Genomic DNA, 17,540 nt, shown 5'->3' on the forward strand with positions numbered 1-17,540 from the left:
CGCTCATGCCGCAAAAGGCCACGTTTGTCACGGCGATCCGCCTCTGCGTCCGACGATCTCCCGTCACCGATGGCGCCTCATCTCAGCCGCTGCACCAGCGACTCGAGGGAGCGCTCGGCGCGGAACGCGTGCCCCGCGTCGGTGACGACGAGCTCCGGCGCGGGCGCGCCCGTCGCCTCCCAGACCGGGGCCAGCTGCGCGAAGGAGCGACGGGTCGCCTCGATCGGGAAGATGCGGTCCCGCTCCCCCGCCTCCAGGATCAGCGGGCGCGGGGCGATGAGGGCGGCGATGTCCGCCATCTCGAGGTCCGGCAGCAGCCCGGGGACGATGTTGCACGGGCAGTGCCGGATCGAGCACAGGCTCGCCTCGAAACTGCAGAAATAGCTCGCGACCAGGGCTCCCGCGATCGTCGGATCCGCGGCCGCGAGGAACAGGGAGACAGCGCCGCCGCCGGATCCCCCGGCCACGCCCACGCGCTGGGGATCCACGCCGGGCAGCCGGCGCAGGGCCTGCACCGCGGCCTGGGCGTCGGCAGCCCGGGCCCCCATGAGCGGCCGCCCGTGCAGCAGGTACCGTGCGGCGTCGATGCCGCAGGAGTTCTCCGTCGGCTCGTAGGGCACGCCGCCTGCTGGCCGGGGGAAGCGCCGACGGCCGAAGCTGATCATCTCCGGGCACAGGACGGTGAGACCTGCCCGAGCGAGCTTGTGGGCGAGACCGTCGTGGTATTCATCGGCCGGATCCACGGCCACCAGATCATCGATGCCCCGGCCGTGCCCGGCCACGAGCACCACGGCGGCACCGGTGGCAGCCTCCGGGTCCGGACGCAGGAGGAAGGCTGGGATCGCGTCGCCGTCGGCGGTGACCACGCGCACCGCCGACGCACCGTCCTCGTCGGCGTGGACGGACGCCTCCGCCACCTCCATGAGGCGGGCGCTGTCCTCGTTCGGCGTGGTCGTCGGAAGGTCGAGCAGGGTGCGCAGCCGCTCTCGTCGGCTCTCGGGGGTGAACGTCATGAGCGGCAGTCCGCCCCGATCCGGCCGCGCACGGGACCAAAGCGAGGACCGGACCACGTCCGGACCACGGCGTCCACACGGGTGGCGTCATCGACGCAGGCGCGCAGGGTGGGCTGCCAGGACGTGTCCTCGGTCAGCTGCGCATCCTGGGGGGCCCGGGCGTTGTAGGCCTCGCGCAGGTCCACCTCACGGCGGTCCACGAGATTCCCGTGCGTGGCGACCTCTGTGCCCTCGAGCACCGAGATCAGGTCGCCGGCGTCGGCGACGCCACCGGTGGTGAAGCTGTTCGCCTCGACCCACAGATGGGAGTCGAAGCCCACCCCGAGCGAGTAGCCGTAGCCGACGGTCTGGTCGTCGCTGATCGCGTAGTGGTTGTTGTAGACATCGACCTGTCCGAACCGCACCCGCGGGGCGCGTTGGCCCACACCTTCGTACAGGTTGTGGTGGAAGGTCGCCCGGAGCTTGCCGGGATCACCCCGATCTGGGCTGTCCGTCGAGCCGACCAGGGTCAGCTTGTCGTGAGCGCGGAAGGTGTTCCAGCTGACAGTGACCAGGTCGGACCCGTTCGTGATGTCCAACGCTCCGTCATGACGCTGGTAGATCCGCCCGAAGTAGCTCGGGAGCTGGTCGTCCGTCATCGGCTCGTCGGTGAAGGCGTTGTGGTCCACCCAGATGTTCGTGGAACCGTCCACGATCCTCACGCTGTCGTACTCACTGTTCCAGTTGCCCTCGGCGCCGTCGGTCGGGTCCCAAGAAGGGAAGCAGTCGTAGGTGTCCGCGAACTCCAGGTTGCGCAGGATGACGTTGTGGGCGCCCGCCACCGAGAGCGTCGCCCCGGTGAACCCTGCGCCGTCGGTCGCGCCGATGATCGTGGTGTTCGACGGGACGGGTACGGCGATCAGGGCGCTCTGCTTCGCGGCCGCCGCACGACGGCTGTCCTCCTGAGCGCCCTCGGGCTCACGGTCGGTCCCCCAGGTCTCGGGGTCGTAGGCCTCCAGGTAGGCATCGAGGTCGAACCCGGTGCCCTCGGCGATCTCCTCGCAGGTGATCGGTGCTCCGTCCTCGTCCGCGTTCATCGGGATGTTCCCGTGCACGCGGAGGATCGCTGGGTCATCGCCCGCGCCGTCGAGAGCGGCGAGCAGCTCGGCGCGGGTGGAGACGTCGTACACGTGCTCGGAGGAGGCGTCCGAGCCGCCCGTGGTGCCGCCCTCCGCGCTTCCCCAGCCGTCGCCGTCGCCGAGCACCTGACGCTCCGTGATCGCGGTGGACCGCGCGGCGTCGCCGGTGGGGTCTGCGGCAGCGATGCCCGGCACCGTGGCGACCAGGGCGGCCGCGGCGGCGACGCAGGCGAGGCGTCGGGCAGTGCTGGTGATCATGATCTTCCTCGATCCGTCGTCAGGAGGCAGGAACGGGCGGCTGAGTTCATGTCCGCGGGTCGGAGACCTCGTGGGGCCCGCCGCGCAGCACGACGTCCGTGAGCTGAATGCCGTCGTCGACGGTCCGCAGGGGGTACGCCGCACCCTCGCCATCCGCCGGTTCGCCGTACACGTTCTCCAGCGTGAGGGCGCTGAGGGCGACGTCCTGTGCGAGCACCGTGACAGTCGCCCAGTCCTGCGCGGGCTTGTCATAGGTGACCAGGACATCCTCGGGCGAGCCGGAAGCACCTCGGATCACGAGACCGTCGCAGCCGGGCCAGACGGTGAGGACCTCTCGGTAGATGCCGGGATGGACGATGATCTCGACCTGGTGCGGGCCGCGCCAGGCGGCGCCGATCGCTGCATGGATCGAGGCGAGGTCTCCACTGCCGTCCTGAGCCACGTGGAGCCGGCGCGGGACATGCTCCCTGCGCGCATGCGGTCCCGCATCACGGGACAGAAGCTCTCGTACCGCGTCGACGGGATCGAGCTCGTAGTCGTAGTGATCAGCCGGGACCGCCTCGATCCCGGTGTCTTCCCAGCTGCCCCAGGAGCCCGCGTTCAGGTTGCCGTTCTGGGCGACCCGGGAGAGCTCATCGCTGGCTCCGATCGGATTGCGGACGGCCTCGAAGACGCTGTGCTCGACGAGCAGCTGTGTGGCCCCGCGCGACGCCATGCCGTAGGAGCTCGCGCCCTCCAGCCAGCAGTTGTAGACGTGCCCGACCTTCACCTGATCGATGCTGCCGTTGCGCTGATGGACGTTGGAGAAGCGGTTGTGGTGCAGGGTGAGCGTGGTGACGAGGTCCTCGGTCCAGCCCACGCCGAGAGTCTTGTTGTGGTCGCGGAACACAGACCAGGACACGGTGACGTTCGTGGAGTTCTTGCGGATGTCGACCTGACCGTCCCCGAGTCGCGCGAACTCGCAGTGATCGATCCACACATGGTGCGCGGTGTCCACACGGATGCCGTCGTTGTCGTTGGTATCGAGATTCCCGTCCCAGTCCCCCGCGACGAAGGAGTCGCGGAAGGTGAGGTTGCGGATCACGACGTTGGAGACCTCGGGAAGGCGCAGACCGCCTCCGACGAGCTCCGCTCCGCGGCTGACGCCGAGGATGCTCGTGTCGGCCCCGACATCGATCATCGTGCCGACCGGGAAGACGATCGAGCCCTCGACGAGGATGATCGTCGGCTCTTCCACGCTGACAGCGCCTGCGAACTCCTCGGCGGAGCCGACGGTGACCACACGGCCTCCGAGGCCACCAGTGGTGCCATGCGGCAGCGCGTTGGTGGGGAGGGACGCGAAGCCCGTGGGGTGCGGGGACCAGATGCGTCCGGACGCCGTCGATCGGCCCGTCGGGACGCGCATGAGCCGCAGCAGGTCGTGAGCGGAGGACCCGGGCGCCCGGGGCAGAGCGGCGGCGGGCGCGGAGGTCCCGAGCAGAGCGGCACCGCTGAGGGTGAGACCGGCGAGCGCCGGCAGAGTGCGGCGGGAGATGGAGTGCATGATCGTCCTTGATCTGTGAGTGTCAGGCCCAGGGAGTCCAGCCGTCGGGACCGAGCAGATAGGCCTCGCGGGTGCGGCTCTCGGCCTCCTGCTCGGTGAGCTGAGGGCGACCGTCGACGTCGCTTCCAACCGGGACCGCGCCGGGTCCGGTGTTGCCGTATTCGCGCAGGAAGTCGTCCTGCCAGGGCCAGCCGCCCATGTCGGACCATGCCGGGGTCCGGATGTGCGCACCGAGGTACGAGTCGCGCACGACGGCCGCCGGCTCGACCTCGGGATCGCTGCTGGGATGCCAGGGCCGTCCGAGGTGGACGGTCCCCGGGGCCGCCTCGGAGGTGAACCGGCAACCCACGAACAGCAGTCCGCACTGTCCTCCTGCGGTGCTCGGGGCGCAGACGTATCCGTTGTTCTCCTCGCCGCGGTCGAAGGAGCTGATCTCGCAGTCCTCGAGCACCATCGTGGCCCGGCCGTAGATGAAGTCGACATCGCCCTCGATGTACGATCCCGTCGCATAGACCCGGCCGACCTGGTCCTTCGAGGGCGTCTCGGCGAGGAACGTGTCCTGGTTCCCGAGCAGCCGCACCCCATCAAGCAGGATCCTGTCCCCGACCGTGCGGAGCGCCTGCGCCTGGCTTCCCCCGTGGGCCGCTTCGTCGTATCCGTTCACGACCGTCAGATCGCGGAGCGTCACGTCGTCGGCGAGCACGGCGAGCGTGGCTGCCCCGGTCGCGCCGAAATCGCCGCCGTAGAACTTCTCGGTGCCTGCGGAGAGGTCGTAGGTCAGGCGGACGTCCTCCGCGACACCGGACTCTCCCCGCAGCACGAGCCCCGCGGGAGTTCCCGGCCAGATCCGAACGATCTCCCGATACGTGCCCGGTGCCACGACGATCTCGATCGGGTCCGACGAGCGCCAGGCCGCTCCGACCGCCGCCCCGATGCTGGCGACGTCGCCGGTACCGTCCAGTGCGACGCGGATCCGGCGCGCGGCCCGCTCGCGTCGTGCATGCGGACCGGCGTGCTTCGTGACGACCCCGGTGAGGTCGTCGATCGGTTCTGCGGCGTATGAGTAATGGTCCGACGGCTCGAAGGTGGGCCCGGTGTGGTCCTGCCGGCCGCGGATCGAGGTGAACCGATTGCCGCGGGAGTCGACCCGGGACAGCGGATCCTTCGCGACGATCGCGTCCTCGCCGTTCTCGTAGAGGCAGGACTCCACGACCAGTTGCGAGGCACCGCGCGACATCGTCCCGTAGTGGGCCTGCCCCTGGAACACGCAGCTGTATACATGGCCGGCGGCGACGTTGTCGATGCTCGCATTGCGCTGATACGTGTTCGAGGACCAGTTGTGGTGCAGCGTGATCGTGGTCAGGACGTTCTCGGTCCAGCCGACGCCCACCGTCTTGTTGTGGTCACGGAACACGCACCAGGAGATCGTGATGTTCGTGGAATCCTTCCGGACATCGACCGTCCCGTCGCCCAGGCGCGTGAACTCGCAGTGATCGATCCACACATGGTGCGAGGTGTCCACGCGGATGCCGTCGTTGTCGTTGTCATCGCTCTTCCCGTCCCAGTCCCCCGGCACGTAGGAGTCACGGAAGGTCAGATTGCGGATCACGACGTTCGCGACACCGTCGAGGTGGAACCCGCCGCCGACGATCTCCGCTCCTCGGCTCACGCCGAGGATGCTGGTGTCCGAGGAGATCGCGAAGGTGGCCCCGAACGGTTCGATGGAGACCGCCCCCTCGACGAGCACGATCGTCGGGCCGTCCCGGAGCACCGCCTCGGCGAGCGCCTGCGCATCCTTGACCACGACGACGTCGCCGCCGAGGCCTCCGATCGCTCCCTCCGGTGCGTCCGGCGTGCTCACGCCCGCGAACCCCGTCGGCCGCGGCGACCAGACGGGGCCATCCGCCGTCCCCCTGCCCGGTGGGACTCGCATCGTCGTCAGGACCTCGCTCCCCGTGGTCGGGGAAGTCGGCGCGGCCGCCACGGGGGCGAGCGGGACCAGCGTCGTCGCGGAGGCGACGCCGAGGGCTGCAGCGAACTGGCGGCGAGACACGGAAGGCATGATCATCCTCGATCTGTCGTGGCGAACTGCGGGGGCGAGTCGGGCAGAGAGCGGGGCCTGAGCCTGAGCGGATGGTCAGCCCTTCACGGAGCCGATGAGGGCTCCCTTGACGAAGAAGCGCTGGATGAAGGGATAGACCATGAGCATCGGCAGAGTGGCCACGGTGATCACGGCCATCTTCACGGACTGCGCGGGAGGCACCACGTCCACGGCCGAGGCGTCGGCGTTGACGCCGCTGGCGACGATGACGATCTGGCGCAGCAGCACCTGGATCGGCCACTTCGAGGAGTCGTTGATGTAGAGCACCGCGTGCATGTAGGTGTTCCAGTAGGTGACCCCGTAGAACAGGCCGATGGTGGCGATCGAGGCGACCGAGAGCGGCAGCACGATGCGCACGAACACACCGAGTTCGGAGCAGCCGTCGATGCGCGCGGCCTCCTCGAGGCTGTCCGGGATGCCCTGGAAGAAGTTCCGCATGATCACGAAGTTGAAGGCGTTCACGGTCACCGGCAGCACGAGCGCCCACAGGGAGTCCAGCAGCCCGAGCTTCGAGACCACGATGAACGTGGGGATCATGCCGCCGCTGAACAGCATGGTGAAGATGACCATGAAGTTGATGACGCGTCGACCCATCAGGTACGGCTTGGCCAGGGCGTACGCCATCAGGGCCGTGACCACGAGGCTGAGCAGGGTGCCGCCGACTGTGACGATCGTGGAGACGCCCATCGCACGGAAGATCGTCGGCGTCGACAGGATGTAGCGATAGGCGTCCACTGTGACGTCGCGCGGTATGAGCAGGAAGTTGCTCGTCGCGAGTTCCCCCGGGGTGGCGAAGGAGCTGCCGATGACGTGCACGAACGGGATCAGGCAGATCAGCGAGAAGCCGCTGAGGATGATCACGTTGACCACCCGGAACGCCTGCTCCCCGCGAGTGAGCCGACGCGCCGTGGGCTTCTTGGGCTTCACCGGCTCGGGCGGCGGGCTGCCCAGCACGGCCGTGGCCGCGTCGTCGGTCGCGGGGCTGGGGGAGGGGGCGGTCATGAAGGGCTCCCATCGGTGACCGTACGCAGGGCGAACAGCCCGGCGCTGACGAAGAAGACGAAGGCGATCGGGTAGAGGATCAGCTGGCTGCCCAGCAGGCAGACAAGGCCTGCGGCGAGGAACCACCAGCCGGTGCTGCGGCGCGAGGGTCGACGGCGCGCGAAGAAGATTCCCACCACGGACAGCAGCAGGACGACGATCAGGGTCACCCCGAACCACGCTCCGAGGGTGCGGCCCGCCTCATACGCCTGGTCGAGGCCCATGTCGGACTCGGCGCCCAGCAGGCTCGGCAGTATGACGCGCTCGAAAGTGGGGGCATCGGCCTGATTCATCACCAGGGAGAACCCGCCCAGACCGACGGTGGAGAGCACCATCGCGATCCCGACCAGCCACAGCTCCGCCGTGCGACGGACCCGGGACGCGGGTCGACGACGCGCCTCAACGATGACGCTCATCGCTCCCCCTCACGTCGAGCTCGAGGTCCTCGCAGGCGGTCGCGGTGACGGCCTCTCCGTCGGCCCCGAAGACCCGAACGCGGCTGAGCTCCCCGCCCCGGACGAACCCGAGTTCGATCCCCGAGCGGGTGCGCGGCTCGACGCCCGAGGCCATCTCGGGCGAGGCCGCCCGGGGCACCGCGGCGAAGGAGACGGTCAGGTCGTGGATCGAGAGGTCCGCCAGCGGGGCCTCGGGCAGACCGTAGAGGTGACCGGCCGAGGCATGGACGTTGCGGGCGGTGAGGTGAGCCAGGTGCAGGCCGCGGATCTGCGGGGTCCCTGCGTCGACGGGTCGCGTGGAGCGGTCCCCGACATGGGGGTCCTTCCCATCGGGCCCGCAGAAGTAGAAGGGATTCACGGCGATCGGGCACAGCACGTCGTCCATGACGATGTTCGTCCCCCGCACGTCCTCGACGGTCCCGCCACGATCCCGGCGGGTCTTGATCCGGATCCCGCGATCGGTGCCCTGGAAGACGCAGTTGCTGATCACGACGTTGCGCACGCCGCCGCTCATCTCGCTGCCGATCACCACGCCGCCGTGTCCATGGACCATTGTGCAGCCCGTGATCACTATGTTCTCGCTGGCCACCCGATCCGGGGTGCGCTCCGTGCCGGCCTTGATCGCGATGCAGTCGTCGCCCACATCGATGTGGCAGTCGCTGATGCGCACGTTGCGGCAGGACTCGGGATCGATGCCGTCGGTGTTCGGGGAGTCCGACGGGTTGGTGATGCGGACGTTCGTGATCGTCACGTCGTCGCACAGCGCCGGGTGCACGGTCCACGCCGGCGAGTTGCGCAGCACGACGTCGCGGATCGTGACGCGCTCGCATCCGTGCAGTCCGATGAGCGTGGGCCGCGGGTGGGAGAGCTCGCCGCGACGGTTCCGGAAGGTGTCCCACCAGGCGAGCCCTCCGCCGTCGATCGTGCCGAGGCCGGTGATCGCGATGTCCGTCTCTCCGAGGGCGAACAGGCACGGGGAGTGCACGGTGCCGACGGCGCCCTCCCATCGCGCCTCGACCGCGGGATACAGCTCCGGCTCCGGCACGAACTGCAGCAGGGCGCCGGATTCGAGATGCAGATCGATGCCGGAGCGCAGGCGCAGCGCCCCGGTGCGGTGGACGCCGGCCGATACCCGCACCTGCCCGCCGCCGCGGCCGGCCGCCTGGTCGATGGCATCCTGCAGCCACGCCGTCGCCAGTTCGGGGGCTGAAGCGTGTTCGATGAACTCCACGGTGGGCACGGAGGCGACCTTTCGCGAGCGGTAGGGGCGTTCGCCCGAGGGTGGTCAGGCGTTGAACTTCTCGTACGCCTCGGTGTACTCCGAGATGATGTCGTCCAGGCCCTGCGAGCGGACTGTCTCGATGGCGGACTCGTAATCGGCCATCGAGGCCTGGCCCATCATGAAGTTGTTGTACGCGTCCTGGATCGTCTGCTCGATCGTCGCCCACTGGGAGTTGAAGGTCTCCGAGTTCAGCGACTGGACCGGATTCGTGATCGCGTACTCCGAGCTCTCTTCCATCATTTCGTTGGCGAGGTTCACGTACGGGTCCGAGGACGTGTAGGTGAATGCGTTCTCCGCCAGGCGGGAGCTCGAGTACGGCTGCACCTCCTGCTCCCACAGCGCCTGGTCGATGATCGTGACCGCGCCGTCGCTGTCGATCTCGTAGTGGGTGCCCTCGATGCCGTTGGTCATCAGTCCGTGGGCTTCCTCGGTCATCAGGGCATCCGCGTAGCCGAGCACCCGGCGCACGTCCTCCTCGGTCTTCACCGTCTGGGTGGACAGCGCCAGCAGGCCGCCCACGCCGCCGCCGGTGTCCGAAACGATCCGACGCGGCACGTCCTCGAAGGTGATGTCATTGATGAGGGTCCACTTGACCGAGGTGTCAGGGTTGATCGACTCCGCGAGGGCCACGTAGTTCTTCGCCTCGAACAGGCCGGTGACGACGATTCCGCCCTTGTCCTGCGCGATCGCCTGCTGCTGGTTCTCCTTCTGGGTGGTGATGAACTCCTGGTTCACACCGCCCGCCTCGAAAACGCCGCGGTACCACTCCATGGCCTCCTTCCAGGGATCGCTGATGATCGCCGGGATGACCTTCCCGGAATCGTCCAGCTGGAACGTCTCGCCAGCACCGAAGTATCCGGCGAGCGACCGGAAGGCGACCTTGAAGCTCTCCTCGCGGTCGATGAACCCCGTGACCGACTGACCGGTGCCCGTGGGGTCCCCCGCGGCGAAGGCCTTGGCGACCTCGCCGAGATCTTCGATGGTGTGCGGCACCTCCAGCCCCAGCTCGTCCAGCCAGTCCTGGCGGATCAGCACGCCGTAGCGCGCGAGGATCTTCTGGAACGGCACCCCGTAGAGCACGCCGTCCAGGCGCGCGCCGTCCAGGATCGTCGGGTCGATGCCCTGAAGGTTCTCGAACTCGGAGAGGAACGGCTCGACATCCCAGAACAGCCCGGACGTCACTCCGCTGCGGATCGAGGAATTGTTCAGCTGCGCGATCGACGTGATGTCCGCGACGGAGCCGGAGGCGAGAGCCGCGTTGATCTTCTCCTCTTTCGACGCGTCGGGCACCCACTGCATCGTGAAGTCGGTCCCGACGAGATCGGTCAGCGCCTTCTGGACCGGGCCGCTCGCATCTGGCGTGCTGGGCGTATGCAGCATCGCCATCCAGGTCAAAGGACTGTCGCCACCACCCGAATCGTTCGAGCCGCTGCTTCCGCACGCGGAGAGGGCGAGGGCGCCTGCTGCGGCGACGGGCACGGAGGTGAGGAGATTCCTGCGAGAGATCATGCCGGGGTTCCCTTCTGAGGAGTGGTCGCTCGGTCGGAGGCCGACGGCGAGCGGCGCAGGAGCGCATCGGTGCGCTCCGCGGAACGCGCTGCGATGCGCGGGAGACGAGAAGCGTGGGAGAGAGCCGGACCGGACTCGAGATCACGCAGGATGCGACGGCAGATCGCCGCGAAGACGGCGGCGGGCAGGGCCACTCCGAACAGCGCCAGCAGAGGCACGGCGAAGCGGATCATCAGCCCGTAGCCCGCGAGCACGGCGGTGGTGCCGAGGATGGTCCAGTGCAGGGAGCCGAGACCCATGAGCAGCGCGCCGGACAGCTGGGCCCGCACCCCGCGCAGATCCATCGCGGCCATCACGAAGAAGACGTGCACAGCGATGATCCAGAGCACAGCGAGGACCAGGAGGTTCGCCGCCCGGAGGTACCAATCGGTGAGGCTGAGCAGGTTCATCAGGATCACGGCGCCGGCGGCCTGCAGAACAAGTCCCATCAGCACCGGATGCCATCGCAGCTCCCGCGCGTATCGGAAGAACATCGGCGCGGCGGGCGGGGTCTCGCCATGGCGGAACCAGCGGTCGAGGTACTTCGCCAGGGCGTAGCTGGCAGGTCCCGCGCCGAGCACACCGAGTCCGAGCGCCGTCACCGCGAGCCACAGGATGTTGAGCCAGGCCAGCCGCCAGAACCCGGTGAGCCACCGGTTCAGCGTCACGAATTGCTCGAAGCCGAACATCAGTACACACCCTCTTCACCGAGCTTCTTGGCGAAGGTGTTCGCGCCCATCACGAGGATGAGACCCACCAGGCCCTTGAACAGGCCCACCGCGGTGGCGAAGCTGAGCTGGCCGTTCTGGATGCCGGCGGTGTAGACGAAGGTGTCGAAGATTTCGCCGACCTCGCGGTTCATGGAGTTCAACAGCAGGAACATGTGCTCGAAGCCGAGCTCGAGGAAGTCGCCGATGGAGAGGATGAACAGCACGATGATGGTGGCGCGGATGGCCGGCAGGGTGATGTGCCAGGTCTGCTGCCAGCGGTTCGCGCCGTCGATCTCCGCGGCCTCGTACAGGCTCATGTCCACGGCCGTCAGGGCGGCCAAGTAGACGATCGTGCCCCAGCCGGCAGTGCGCCACACGTGCTGGAAGACGTACATCGGCCGCAGCCAGTCGGGATCGGTGAGGAAGCCGACGGGGTCGCCGCCGAGGGAGACGATGAGGTTGTTGATCGCGCCGCCGTCGGTCGTGAGCATCACGTAGAACAGCGAGACCACGATGACCCACGACATGAAGTGGGGGATGTAGATGATCGTCTGCACGCTGCGCTTGAAGAGGAGGCCGCGCAGCTCGTTGAGCAGCAGCGCCAGGATGATCGGCACCGGGAACGAGATGATCATCAGCAGGAACGACAGGAACAGCGTGTTGCGCAGGAGCATGACGAAGGTGTCCTGCGTGAACAGCCGCACGAAGTGCTCGAAGCCCACCCACGGGCTGTCCAGGATCCCCAGGAACGGCTTGTAGTCCTGGAAGGCGATGATCAGGCCGCCCATCGGCAGGTACTTGAACACCAGGAAATAGGCGATGCCGGGCAGGGCCATCAGGTAGAGCGAGCGGTAGCGCCAGAGCGTCCTGCGCAGCGGCTTCCTGCGCACCTGGAGCGGGGAAGGATCCGTGGCTCCGTTGGGCACGGTCGCTGCGAGCACCGGGGAGCTCATCCGGGGGTCACCTGCGGGGTCAGCCACCATTGGCCATCCTTGCTCGTCGTCGGGCGCCCTCGTCGTGGAGAGCAAGCGAGAAACCGTTCCACGGGAAACCGGTTCCCGAACAAGGCCCAGTGTGCTGTCGCCCTCGGCGGCTGTCAACGACTTCTTCGAGATTCGCAGGAACACGTACACCCGCAAGCACTGCCGTCCATCTCATCACCCCAGGTCAACGACCGTCCGAAGGCCGGCCTCGTCGCCACCCCCGCAGCCCACGCTGCTCACGATGACCGCTGCCGGGCCCTCGATCACCCCTGGTACTGTCTGATCTCGGCGGGGAGAAACCGGTTCCCCATTTTGAGATCCCCGGCCGAGATCTCGTGTACCGACAGTCAGCACCCCGACCTGGAGGAGTACCCCGTGGAGCATCGCGCGAACCCCGTCCTCGATGCGGACTGGCCCGACCCTGACGTCATCCGCGTGGGCGACGAGTTCTGGATGATCGCCTCGAGCTTCCAGCGCGCCCCGGGGCTGCCGGTGCTGCGCTCGACGAATCTGGTGGACTGGGAGCACATCACCAATGCGCTGCCCGCCCTGGTTCCCACCGAGCACTACGCACTCCCCCGCCACGGCAGCGGGGTCTGGGCGCCATCGCTCCGCGAGCACGACGGCACCTTCTTCCTCGTCTATCCCGACCCCGATCACGGGATCTTCGTGCTCGACGCCCCGCACCCCTCCGGCCCGTGGAGCGCACCGCGACTCCTGCTGCCCGGGCACGGCCTGATCGACCCGTGCCCGCTGTGGGACGACGACGGTCGGGCGTACCTCGTGCACGGCTGGGCCCGCTCCCGGGCACGCATCAAGAACCGGCTCTCGCTGCTCGAGGTCACCCCCGACCTCACCGCTCCGCTGTCGACCTCGCAGGTCATCATCGACGGGGCGGCCATCCCGGACATGCTCACCCTCGAGGGCCCCAAGGCGTACCGGCACGACGACTGGTACTGGATCTACGCCCCCGCCGGTGGCGTGGCCGACGGCTACCAGGTCGTTTTCCGCTCCCGGGACCTGCACGGCCCCTACGAGCATCGGATCGTGCTCGAACAGGATTCGACCCCCGTCAACGGTCCCCACCAGGGTGCCCTCGTGGAGGACCCCGCGGGCGGATGGTGGTTCGTGCACTTCCAGGACCGCGACGTGTTCGGCCGGGTCACCCACGTGCAACCGGTGCGGTTCGACGCCGAGGGCTGGCCGCACATGGGTGAGCGCATCGACGACGTCCGCGGCCGCCCTGTCGCCGTCGTACCCCCGCGCGACGCCGACGACGACGCAGTCGGCGAGCCGTACCGCGAACCCTGGCGCTCCGACGACTTCCGCTCCGCGGAACTCCACCCCCGCTGGCACTGGCAGGCCAATCCGCAGACCCAGTGGTGGCGCACCGGCACCGGACGTCTGGACCTCGCCTTCGCACCGAGCCCTCGCGGTGACCTGCGGGACCAGGGGGCGATCCTCGGCCAGCAGATGCCGGGGCGGCCCTCGGACTGGACGGTGCAGCTGCACCTTCCCGGTACTGCGACCACCTCCGCGATCGGCCCGGAGCGGGCCGGCATAGTGGTGCTGGGATACTCCTATGCCTGGGCAGGACTGCGGCGCGACGCCGACGGGATCGCGCTCGTGCACTCCACCATGGAGTCGGACGGGACTGACGAGGTAATGGTCGTGCACCGACTGCTCAGCTCCGATCCCGACGCGGAGGCGAGTGTGCATCTGCACGTCACGGTCGACGCGAAAGGACGAGCTTCCTTCGCCGCGGCCGGGACGGGGCTCGACGGGCAGCGGGACATGCTGCTGGCAGACTGGCAGGCGACCAAGGGGCACTGGATCGGCGCCGAGATCGGACTGTTCGCGACCGTCACCTCCCCGATGGGTCATGATCTCTCCGAGCGCCGGGCGAGCTTCGGCCCGGTGACCGTACGACGAGAAGGACGTGACGCCTGATGGCTCGAGCCGGCGGAGGACCGACCATCACCCAGGTCGCGGAGGCGGCCGGAGTCTCGCGCGCCACCGTGTCCCGGGTGCTCAACGGCCGCACCAGCGTGGATCCCTCGATCGGCGCCCGCGTCAAGGAGGTCGCCGACAAGCTCCATTACCGACCGAACCTCACGGCCCGCTATCTCTCCACCGGCCGCACACTCACGATCGCGCTCGTCATCCCCGACCTCGGCAACCCCATGTTCCAGACGATCCTGCGCAGCCTCTCCCGCGCGGCCGAGGCCGACGGATACAGCGTGCTGGTCGCCGAGGCGCCCTCGCCCGAGCGGGAGGCTGCCGTCGCCCGGGATGCCCGTCGGCGGTGCGATGCCGTCGTGCTGGTCTCCCCGCGCATGGACGACCTCACGCTGGACGACCTCGTCGAGCAGATCTCCCCCGTCGTGCTCGTCAACCGTCGCTCCGCCCACCCGCGCATCTCCTCGGTGGGCATCGACTACGCGGCGGGTATGAGCCAACTGGTGACCCACCTCGAGGGCCTCGGCCACCGGGACCTGCTGTACGTGGCCGGGCCGCCCCGCAGCGCCGCGAACCGGGAGCGGCTCCGGGCGCTGAACGCCCTGGCCGACGCGGATCCGACGATGATGCTGCGATCGATCCACGGCGGTTCGTCGATGGCAGACGGCTACCGGGTGGCCGAGCAGGTGCTCGACTCCGGCGCCACGGCGGCCCTGGCGTTCAACGACCTGTCGGCCTTCGGGCTGCTCGCGCGCCTGAACGAGTTCGGGGTCGACGTCCCGGGAGACCTCTCCGTGACCGGGTTCGACGGCATCACGCTGACCCGCTTCGCGGTGCCGAGCCTGACCACGGTCGCCCAGGAGGAGCTCGATGCCGGGGCAGTCGCGTGGAGACTCCTTCGCCGTGGCATCGAGGGGACGGGCGCCGAGGGCTCCGGGGACTCGTCCGATGCGGACAGCTCCCGCCACGTCCTGCTCGAGCCGCAGATCCTGCTGGGCGACAGCACCGGAAGGGTTCCGCCGTCCCGGATCCCGGCCGCGTCCGCCCGTCCCGAACGGACCGCGGCCGACGAGGTCGCGCTCGAGGACAAGCCGCTGGGATGGGTGCGGGAGGGCCGCGACTGGACCCTGCTGCACGGAGGTGTGCTGCTCTCCGCAGCACTGACCGGCGCGTCGATGGCCCCGGTGCACAGCCCGAGGCCGCATCTGCATCCGGTGCGCTCGCTCGCCGGCCACGCGATGACCGTGACCAATCCTGTCGACCATCGCCACCATTTCGGGGTCTCGCTCGCGCTGCCCGACGTCAACGGCACCACCTACTGGGGCGGCCGCACCTATGTCGAGGGGCAGGGACCGACCCTCCTGGCCAACCAGGGCCGCCAGGAGTCTCTGGGGGAGGAGCTCACCGAGAACGGCCGCGACCTGCACGCCGAGGTGCGGTGGCGCACGCACGGCGGGTCGGACGTGCTGCTCGAGCAACGTCGGATCGGCGCGTACCTGCTGCCCGAGCACCGGGGCTGGGGCCTGTCATGGCGCAGCCGCCTCGAGGCGGATTCCGGAGCGGTGCACCTGACCAGCCCTGCCACCCGCGGCCGACTGGGTGCCGGATACGGCGGCCTGTTCTGGCGTCTGCCCACTGCGGACGAGACACGGATCCTGGTCGAGGGCGGCCAGGGCGAGTCTCACGCCCACGGCTCCACCAGCGAGTTCATCGTGGTCAGCCGGCGCCACGGCGACGACTGGACGAGCCTGCTGCTGGTCCAGGACGAGGCGGCGCAGGGTCGGATCGATCCGTGGTTCGTGCGGGTCATGGACTACGTCGGCGTGGGCACGAGCCTCGCCTGGACGCAGCCGCGGGACATCCCGGCCGAGGAGTCGCTCGACCTGAGGGTCCGGGCCGCCGTGCTGGATCACCTGGTGGATGCCGACGGGGTCGCCGGGATCATCGCGGCGATGCCCGCATGAGCGCCGGGGCACGACCGCTGCGCGTGGTCCTCGCCGGGGATTCGACCGTCGCGCCGTATGTGGCGACGGCGTACCCGATGTGCGGCTGGGGTGCGCATCTGGGGGCGGCGCTGACAGCCCGCGTCGCCGAGGCAGCCGCCGCCGCCGGCCCGGTGCACGTCGTCGACCTCGCGAAGAACGGCGCCACGACACAGAGCCACCGGGACGACGGTCTATGGGCGGGCGTGCTCGATGCGGCGGCACCGGGGGACGTCGTGGCGATCCAGTTCGGGCACAACGACGCCAAGCACGAGCATCTCGCTCCCTGGGGCGGGTACACCGCAGCACTGGACCGGATGGTGGAGGAGGTCCGAGCGCTCGGGGCGCTCCCGGTGCTGTGCACGCCGGTCGCCCGTCGCCACTACGAGGACGGAACGCTGCTGCACACCCACGGCGAGTATCCCGCGGCCGCCATCGCCCTCGCGGAGCGTCGGGACGTACCCCTGCTGGATCTGAATGCTCGGACCCGCGGGCTCATCGACTCCCTCGGGGAGGAGCCCTCCCGGCGCCTGTTCACGCAGCTCCCCGCCGGTGCGAGCATCCTCTACCCCGAAGGGATCGAGGACAACACGCACTTCACCGTCGACGGCGCGATCATCGTCGCCGAGGTCGTCGCCGAGCTGCTCGCACCGATGGTGCTGCATGCGCTCGCCGCGCGAAGCCAGGCACCGGACCGGTCATGCCGCCGCGACGGCGCGATCGAGCCGGGCTGAGATGTCGCCGAGCACCTCGTCGACGGGCTGCTCGGCGAGGGACTTCATGAACGGCTCGACCTTCACGGGACCGGTGTACCCGGCCGCGTGCACGGCGCCCATGAACCCCTCGAGGTCGATGACCCCGGTGTCGTAGGGCAGGCGTCGGTCGAGGTCCTGCTGCTCATCGCGCTCCCGGTCGGCGCGGGCGTCGTTGATGTCCACCGAGACGATGTCCGCGTCCGTGAGGCCCTCGAGGTCCTCCGCGCTCTCCCCGGCGGTGTACCAGTGGTAGCTGTCCAGGATGAGGCCGACGTTGGTGGCCCCGGTCTCCGCGATGAGCTCCCGCGCCTCCCGCAGGGTGTGGATGAAGGGGAAGCGCTCCGTGGACCAGAACGTCTTCGGGCCGATGTACTCCAGTCCGATGCGCAGCCCCGAATCGGCGAGCAGCTCGGCGACCAGGGAGAGACGGCCGACGTGCAGGCGCCAGTTCTGGCGGTGGTCGAGCTCGTCGTGCATGGGGCGCAGCCAGGTGCCCACCCGGGTCACGCCCGCGGAGCGCAGCAGGTCGAGGGAGCCGGGCAGCTCGACGAGGGCGTCGCGGAACTCCCCGGCGGGGGCGTCGAGCGGGACCGGCAGGCCCGCCATGCCCCATTCGAGGCCGCGCTCGCGCACGGCGTCGGCGTGCTCGGAGACGGCCGCGCGGCTGCCGAGGGCGCGGAAGAATTCCAGGTCGGGGTCGACGCCGCCGAAGCCGTGCTGCGCAGCGAGGTCGATCGAGGTGGTGTGGTCGAGGGAGAGGCCCAGGGCGCCGGGCGAGAGGGTGGAGAACAT

The 17,540-nt window shown here is 69.1% G+C and carries 14 protein-coding genes; 3 read left to right on the forward strand and 11 right to left on the reverse strand.

Annotation, left to right across the window (positions count from 1 at the left end; genetic code table 11):
- Window positions 1–77: 77 nt before the first annotated feature.
- From ACT3SP_RS14600 to ACT3SP_RS14645, 10 genes are all read right to left on the reverse strand, one after another.
- Window positions 78–1,013, reverse strand: a complete 936-nt coding sequence (locus ACT3SP_RS14600; protein WP_444588030.1) for a dienelactone hydrolase family protein — start codon at window positions 1,011–1,013, stop codon at window positions 78–80.
- Window positions 1,010–2,389, reverse strand: a complete 1,380-nt coding sequence (locus ACT3SP_RS14605) for a pectate lyase family protein (RefSeq protein WP_444588031.1) — start codon at window positions 2,387–2,389, stop codon at window positions 1,010–1,012. The genes ACT3SP_RS14600 and ACT3SP_RS14605 overlap by 4 nt, the downstream gene beginning before the upstream one ends.
- Window positions 2,390–2,435: 46 nt before the next feature.
- Complete coding sequence (locus tag ACT3SP_RS14610) at window positions 2,436–3,932, reverse strand: pectate lyase family protein (protein ID WP_444588032.1); 1,497 nt, start codon at window positions 3,930–3,932, stop codon at window positions 2,436–2,438.
- A 22-nt stretch (window positions 3,933–3,954) separates the two neighbouring features.
- Entirely contained in the window at window positions 3,955–5,793 is a 1,839-nt protein-coding gene (locus ACT3SP_RS14615; protein ID WP_444588033.1) for a pectinesterase family protein, read from the reverse strand.
- 276 nt (window positions 5,794–6,069) lie between these two features.
- Window positions 6,070–7,035 carry a carbohydrate ABC transporter permease gene (locus ACT3SP_RS14620; RefSeq protein WP_444588034.1) on the reverse strand — a complete coding sequence of 322 codons (966 nt, stop codon included), beginning with the start codon at window positions 7,033–7,035 and terminating at the stop codon, window positions 6,070–6,072.
- Window positions 7,032–7,490, reverse strand: coding sequence for a DUF4064 domain-containing protein (locus tag ACT3SP_RS14625; protein ID WP_444588035.1), 459 nt, complete (start codon window positions 7,488–7,490; stop codon window positions 7,032–7,034). The genes ACT3SP_RS14620 and ACT3SP_RS14625 overlap by 4 nt, the downstream gene beginning before the upstream one ends.
- Complete coding sequence (locus ACT3SP_RS14630; RefSeq protein WP_444588036.1) at window positions 7,474–8,769, reverse strand: glycoside hydrolase family 28 protein; 1,296 nt, start codon at window positions 8,767–8,769, stop codon at window positions 7,474–7,476. Before ACT3SP_RS14630 ends, ACT3SP_RS14625 begins: the two co-directional genes overlap by 17 nt.
- A gap of 45 nt (window positions 8,770–8,814) precedes the next feature.
- Window positions 8,815–10,191 (reverse strand): extracellular solute-binding protein, encoded by a 1,377-nt coding sequence (locus ACT3SP_RS14635; RefSeq protein ID WP_444588037.1) that lies wholly within the window; start codon window positions 10,189–10,191, stop codon window positions 8,815–8,817.
- A 125-nt stretch (window positions 10,192–10,316) separates the two neighbouring features.
- Window positions 10,317–11,048 (reverse strand): YesL family protein, encoded by a 732-nt coding sequence (locus ACT3SP_RS14640; RefSeq protein WP_444588038.1) that lies wholly within the window; start codon window positions 11,046–11,048, stop codon window positions 10,317–10,319.
- Window positions 11,048–12,052 (reverse strand): ABC transporter permease, encoded by a 1,005-nt coding sequence (locus tag ACT3SP_RS14645; RefSeq protein ID WP_444588039.1) that lies wholly within the window; start codon window positions 12,050–12,052, stop codon window positions 11,048–11,050. The genes ACT3SP_RS14640 and ACT3SP_RS14645 overlap by 1 nt, the downstream gene beginning before the upstream one ends.
- 375 nt (window positions 12,053–12,427) lie before the next feature.
- Between ACT3SP_RS14645 and ACT3SP_RS14650 the strand changes: the two genes are divergently transcribed.
- Genes ACT3SP_RS14650 through ACT3SP_RS14660 form a run of 3 tightly spaced genes read left to right on the forward strand, consistent with a single transcriptional unit; the run spans window position 12,428 to window position 16,727 of the window.
- A complete protein-coding gene (locus ACT3SP_RS14650; RefSeq protein WP_444588040.1) occupies window positions 12,428–14,002 on the forward strand; it encodes a family 43 glycosylhydrolase in 1,575 nt (524 codons plus the stop codon).
- Window positions 14,002–15,975 (forward strand): DUF6807 family protein, encoded by a 1,974-nt coding sequence (locus tag ACT3SP_RS14655; protein ID WP_444588041.1) that lies wholly within the window; start codon window positions 14,002–14,004, stop codon window positions 15,973–15,975. Before ACT3SP_RS14650 ends, ACT3SP_RS14655 begins: the two co-directional genes overlap by 1 nt.
- Window positions 15,972–16,727, forward strand: a complete 756-nt coding sequence (locus ACT3SP_RS14660) for a rhamnogalacturonan acetylesterase (protein WP_444588042.1) — start codon at window positions 15,972–15,974, stop codon at window positions 16,725–16,727. Before ACT3SP_RS14655 ends, ACT3SP_RS14660 begins: the two co-directional genes overlap by 4 nt.
- Here the strand turns inward: ACT3SP_RS14660 and ACT3SP_RS14665 are convergent.
- Complete coding sequence (locus ACT3SP_RS14665; RefSeq protein WP_444588043.1) at window positions 16,692–17,540, reverse strand: sugar phosphate isomerase/epimerase family protein; 849 nt, start codon at window positions 17,538–17,540, stop codon at window positions 16,692–16,694. The two genes, ACT3SP_RS14660 and ACT3SP_RS14665, sit on opposite strands and share 36 nt — an antisense overlap.

It is taken from the genome of Brachybacterium sp. AOP43-C2-M15, from assembly GCF_052446295.1.
In the GTDB taxonomy this organism is placed as follows: Bacteria; Actinomycetota; Actinomycetes; order Actinomycetales; family Dermabacteraceae; genus Brachybacterium.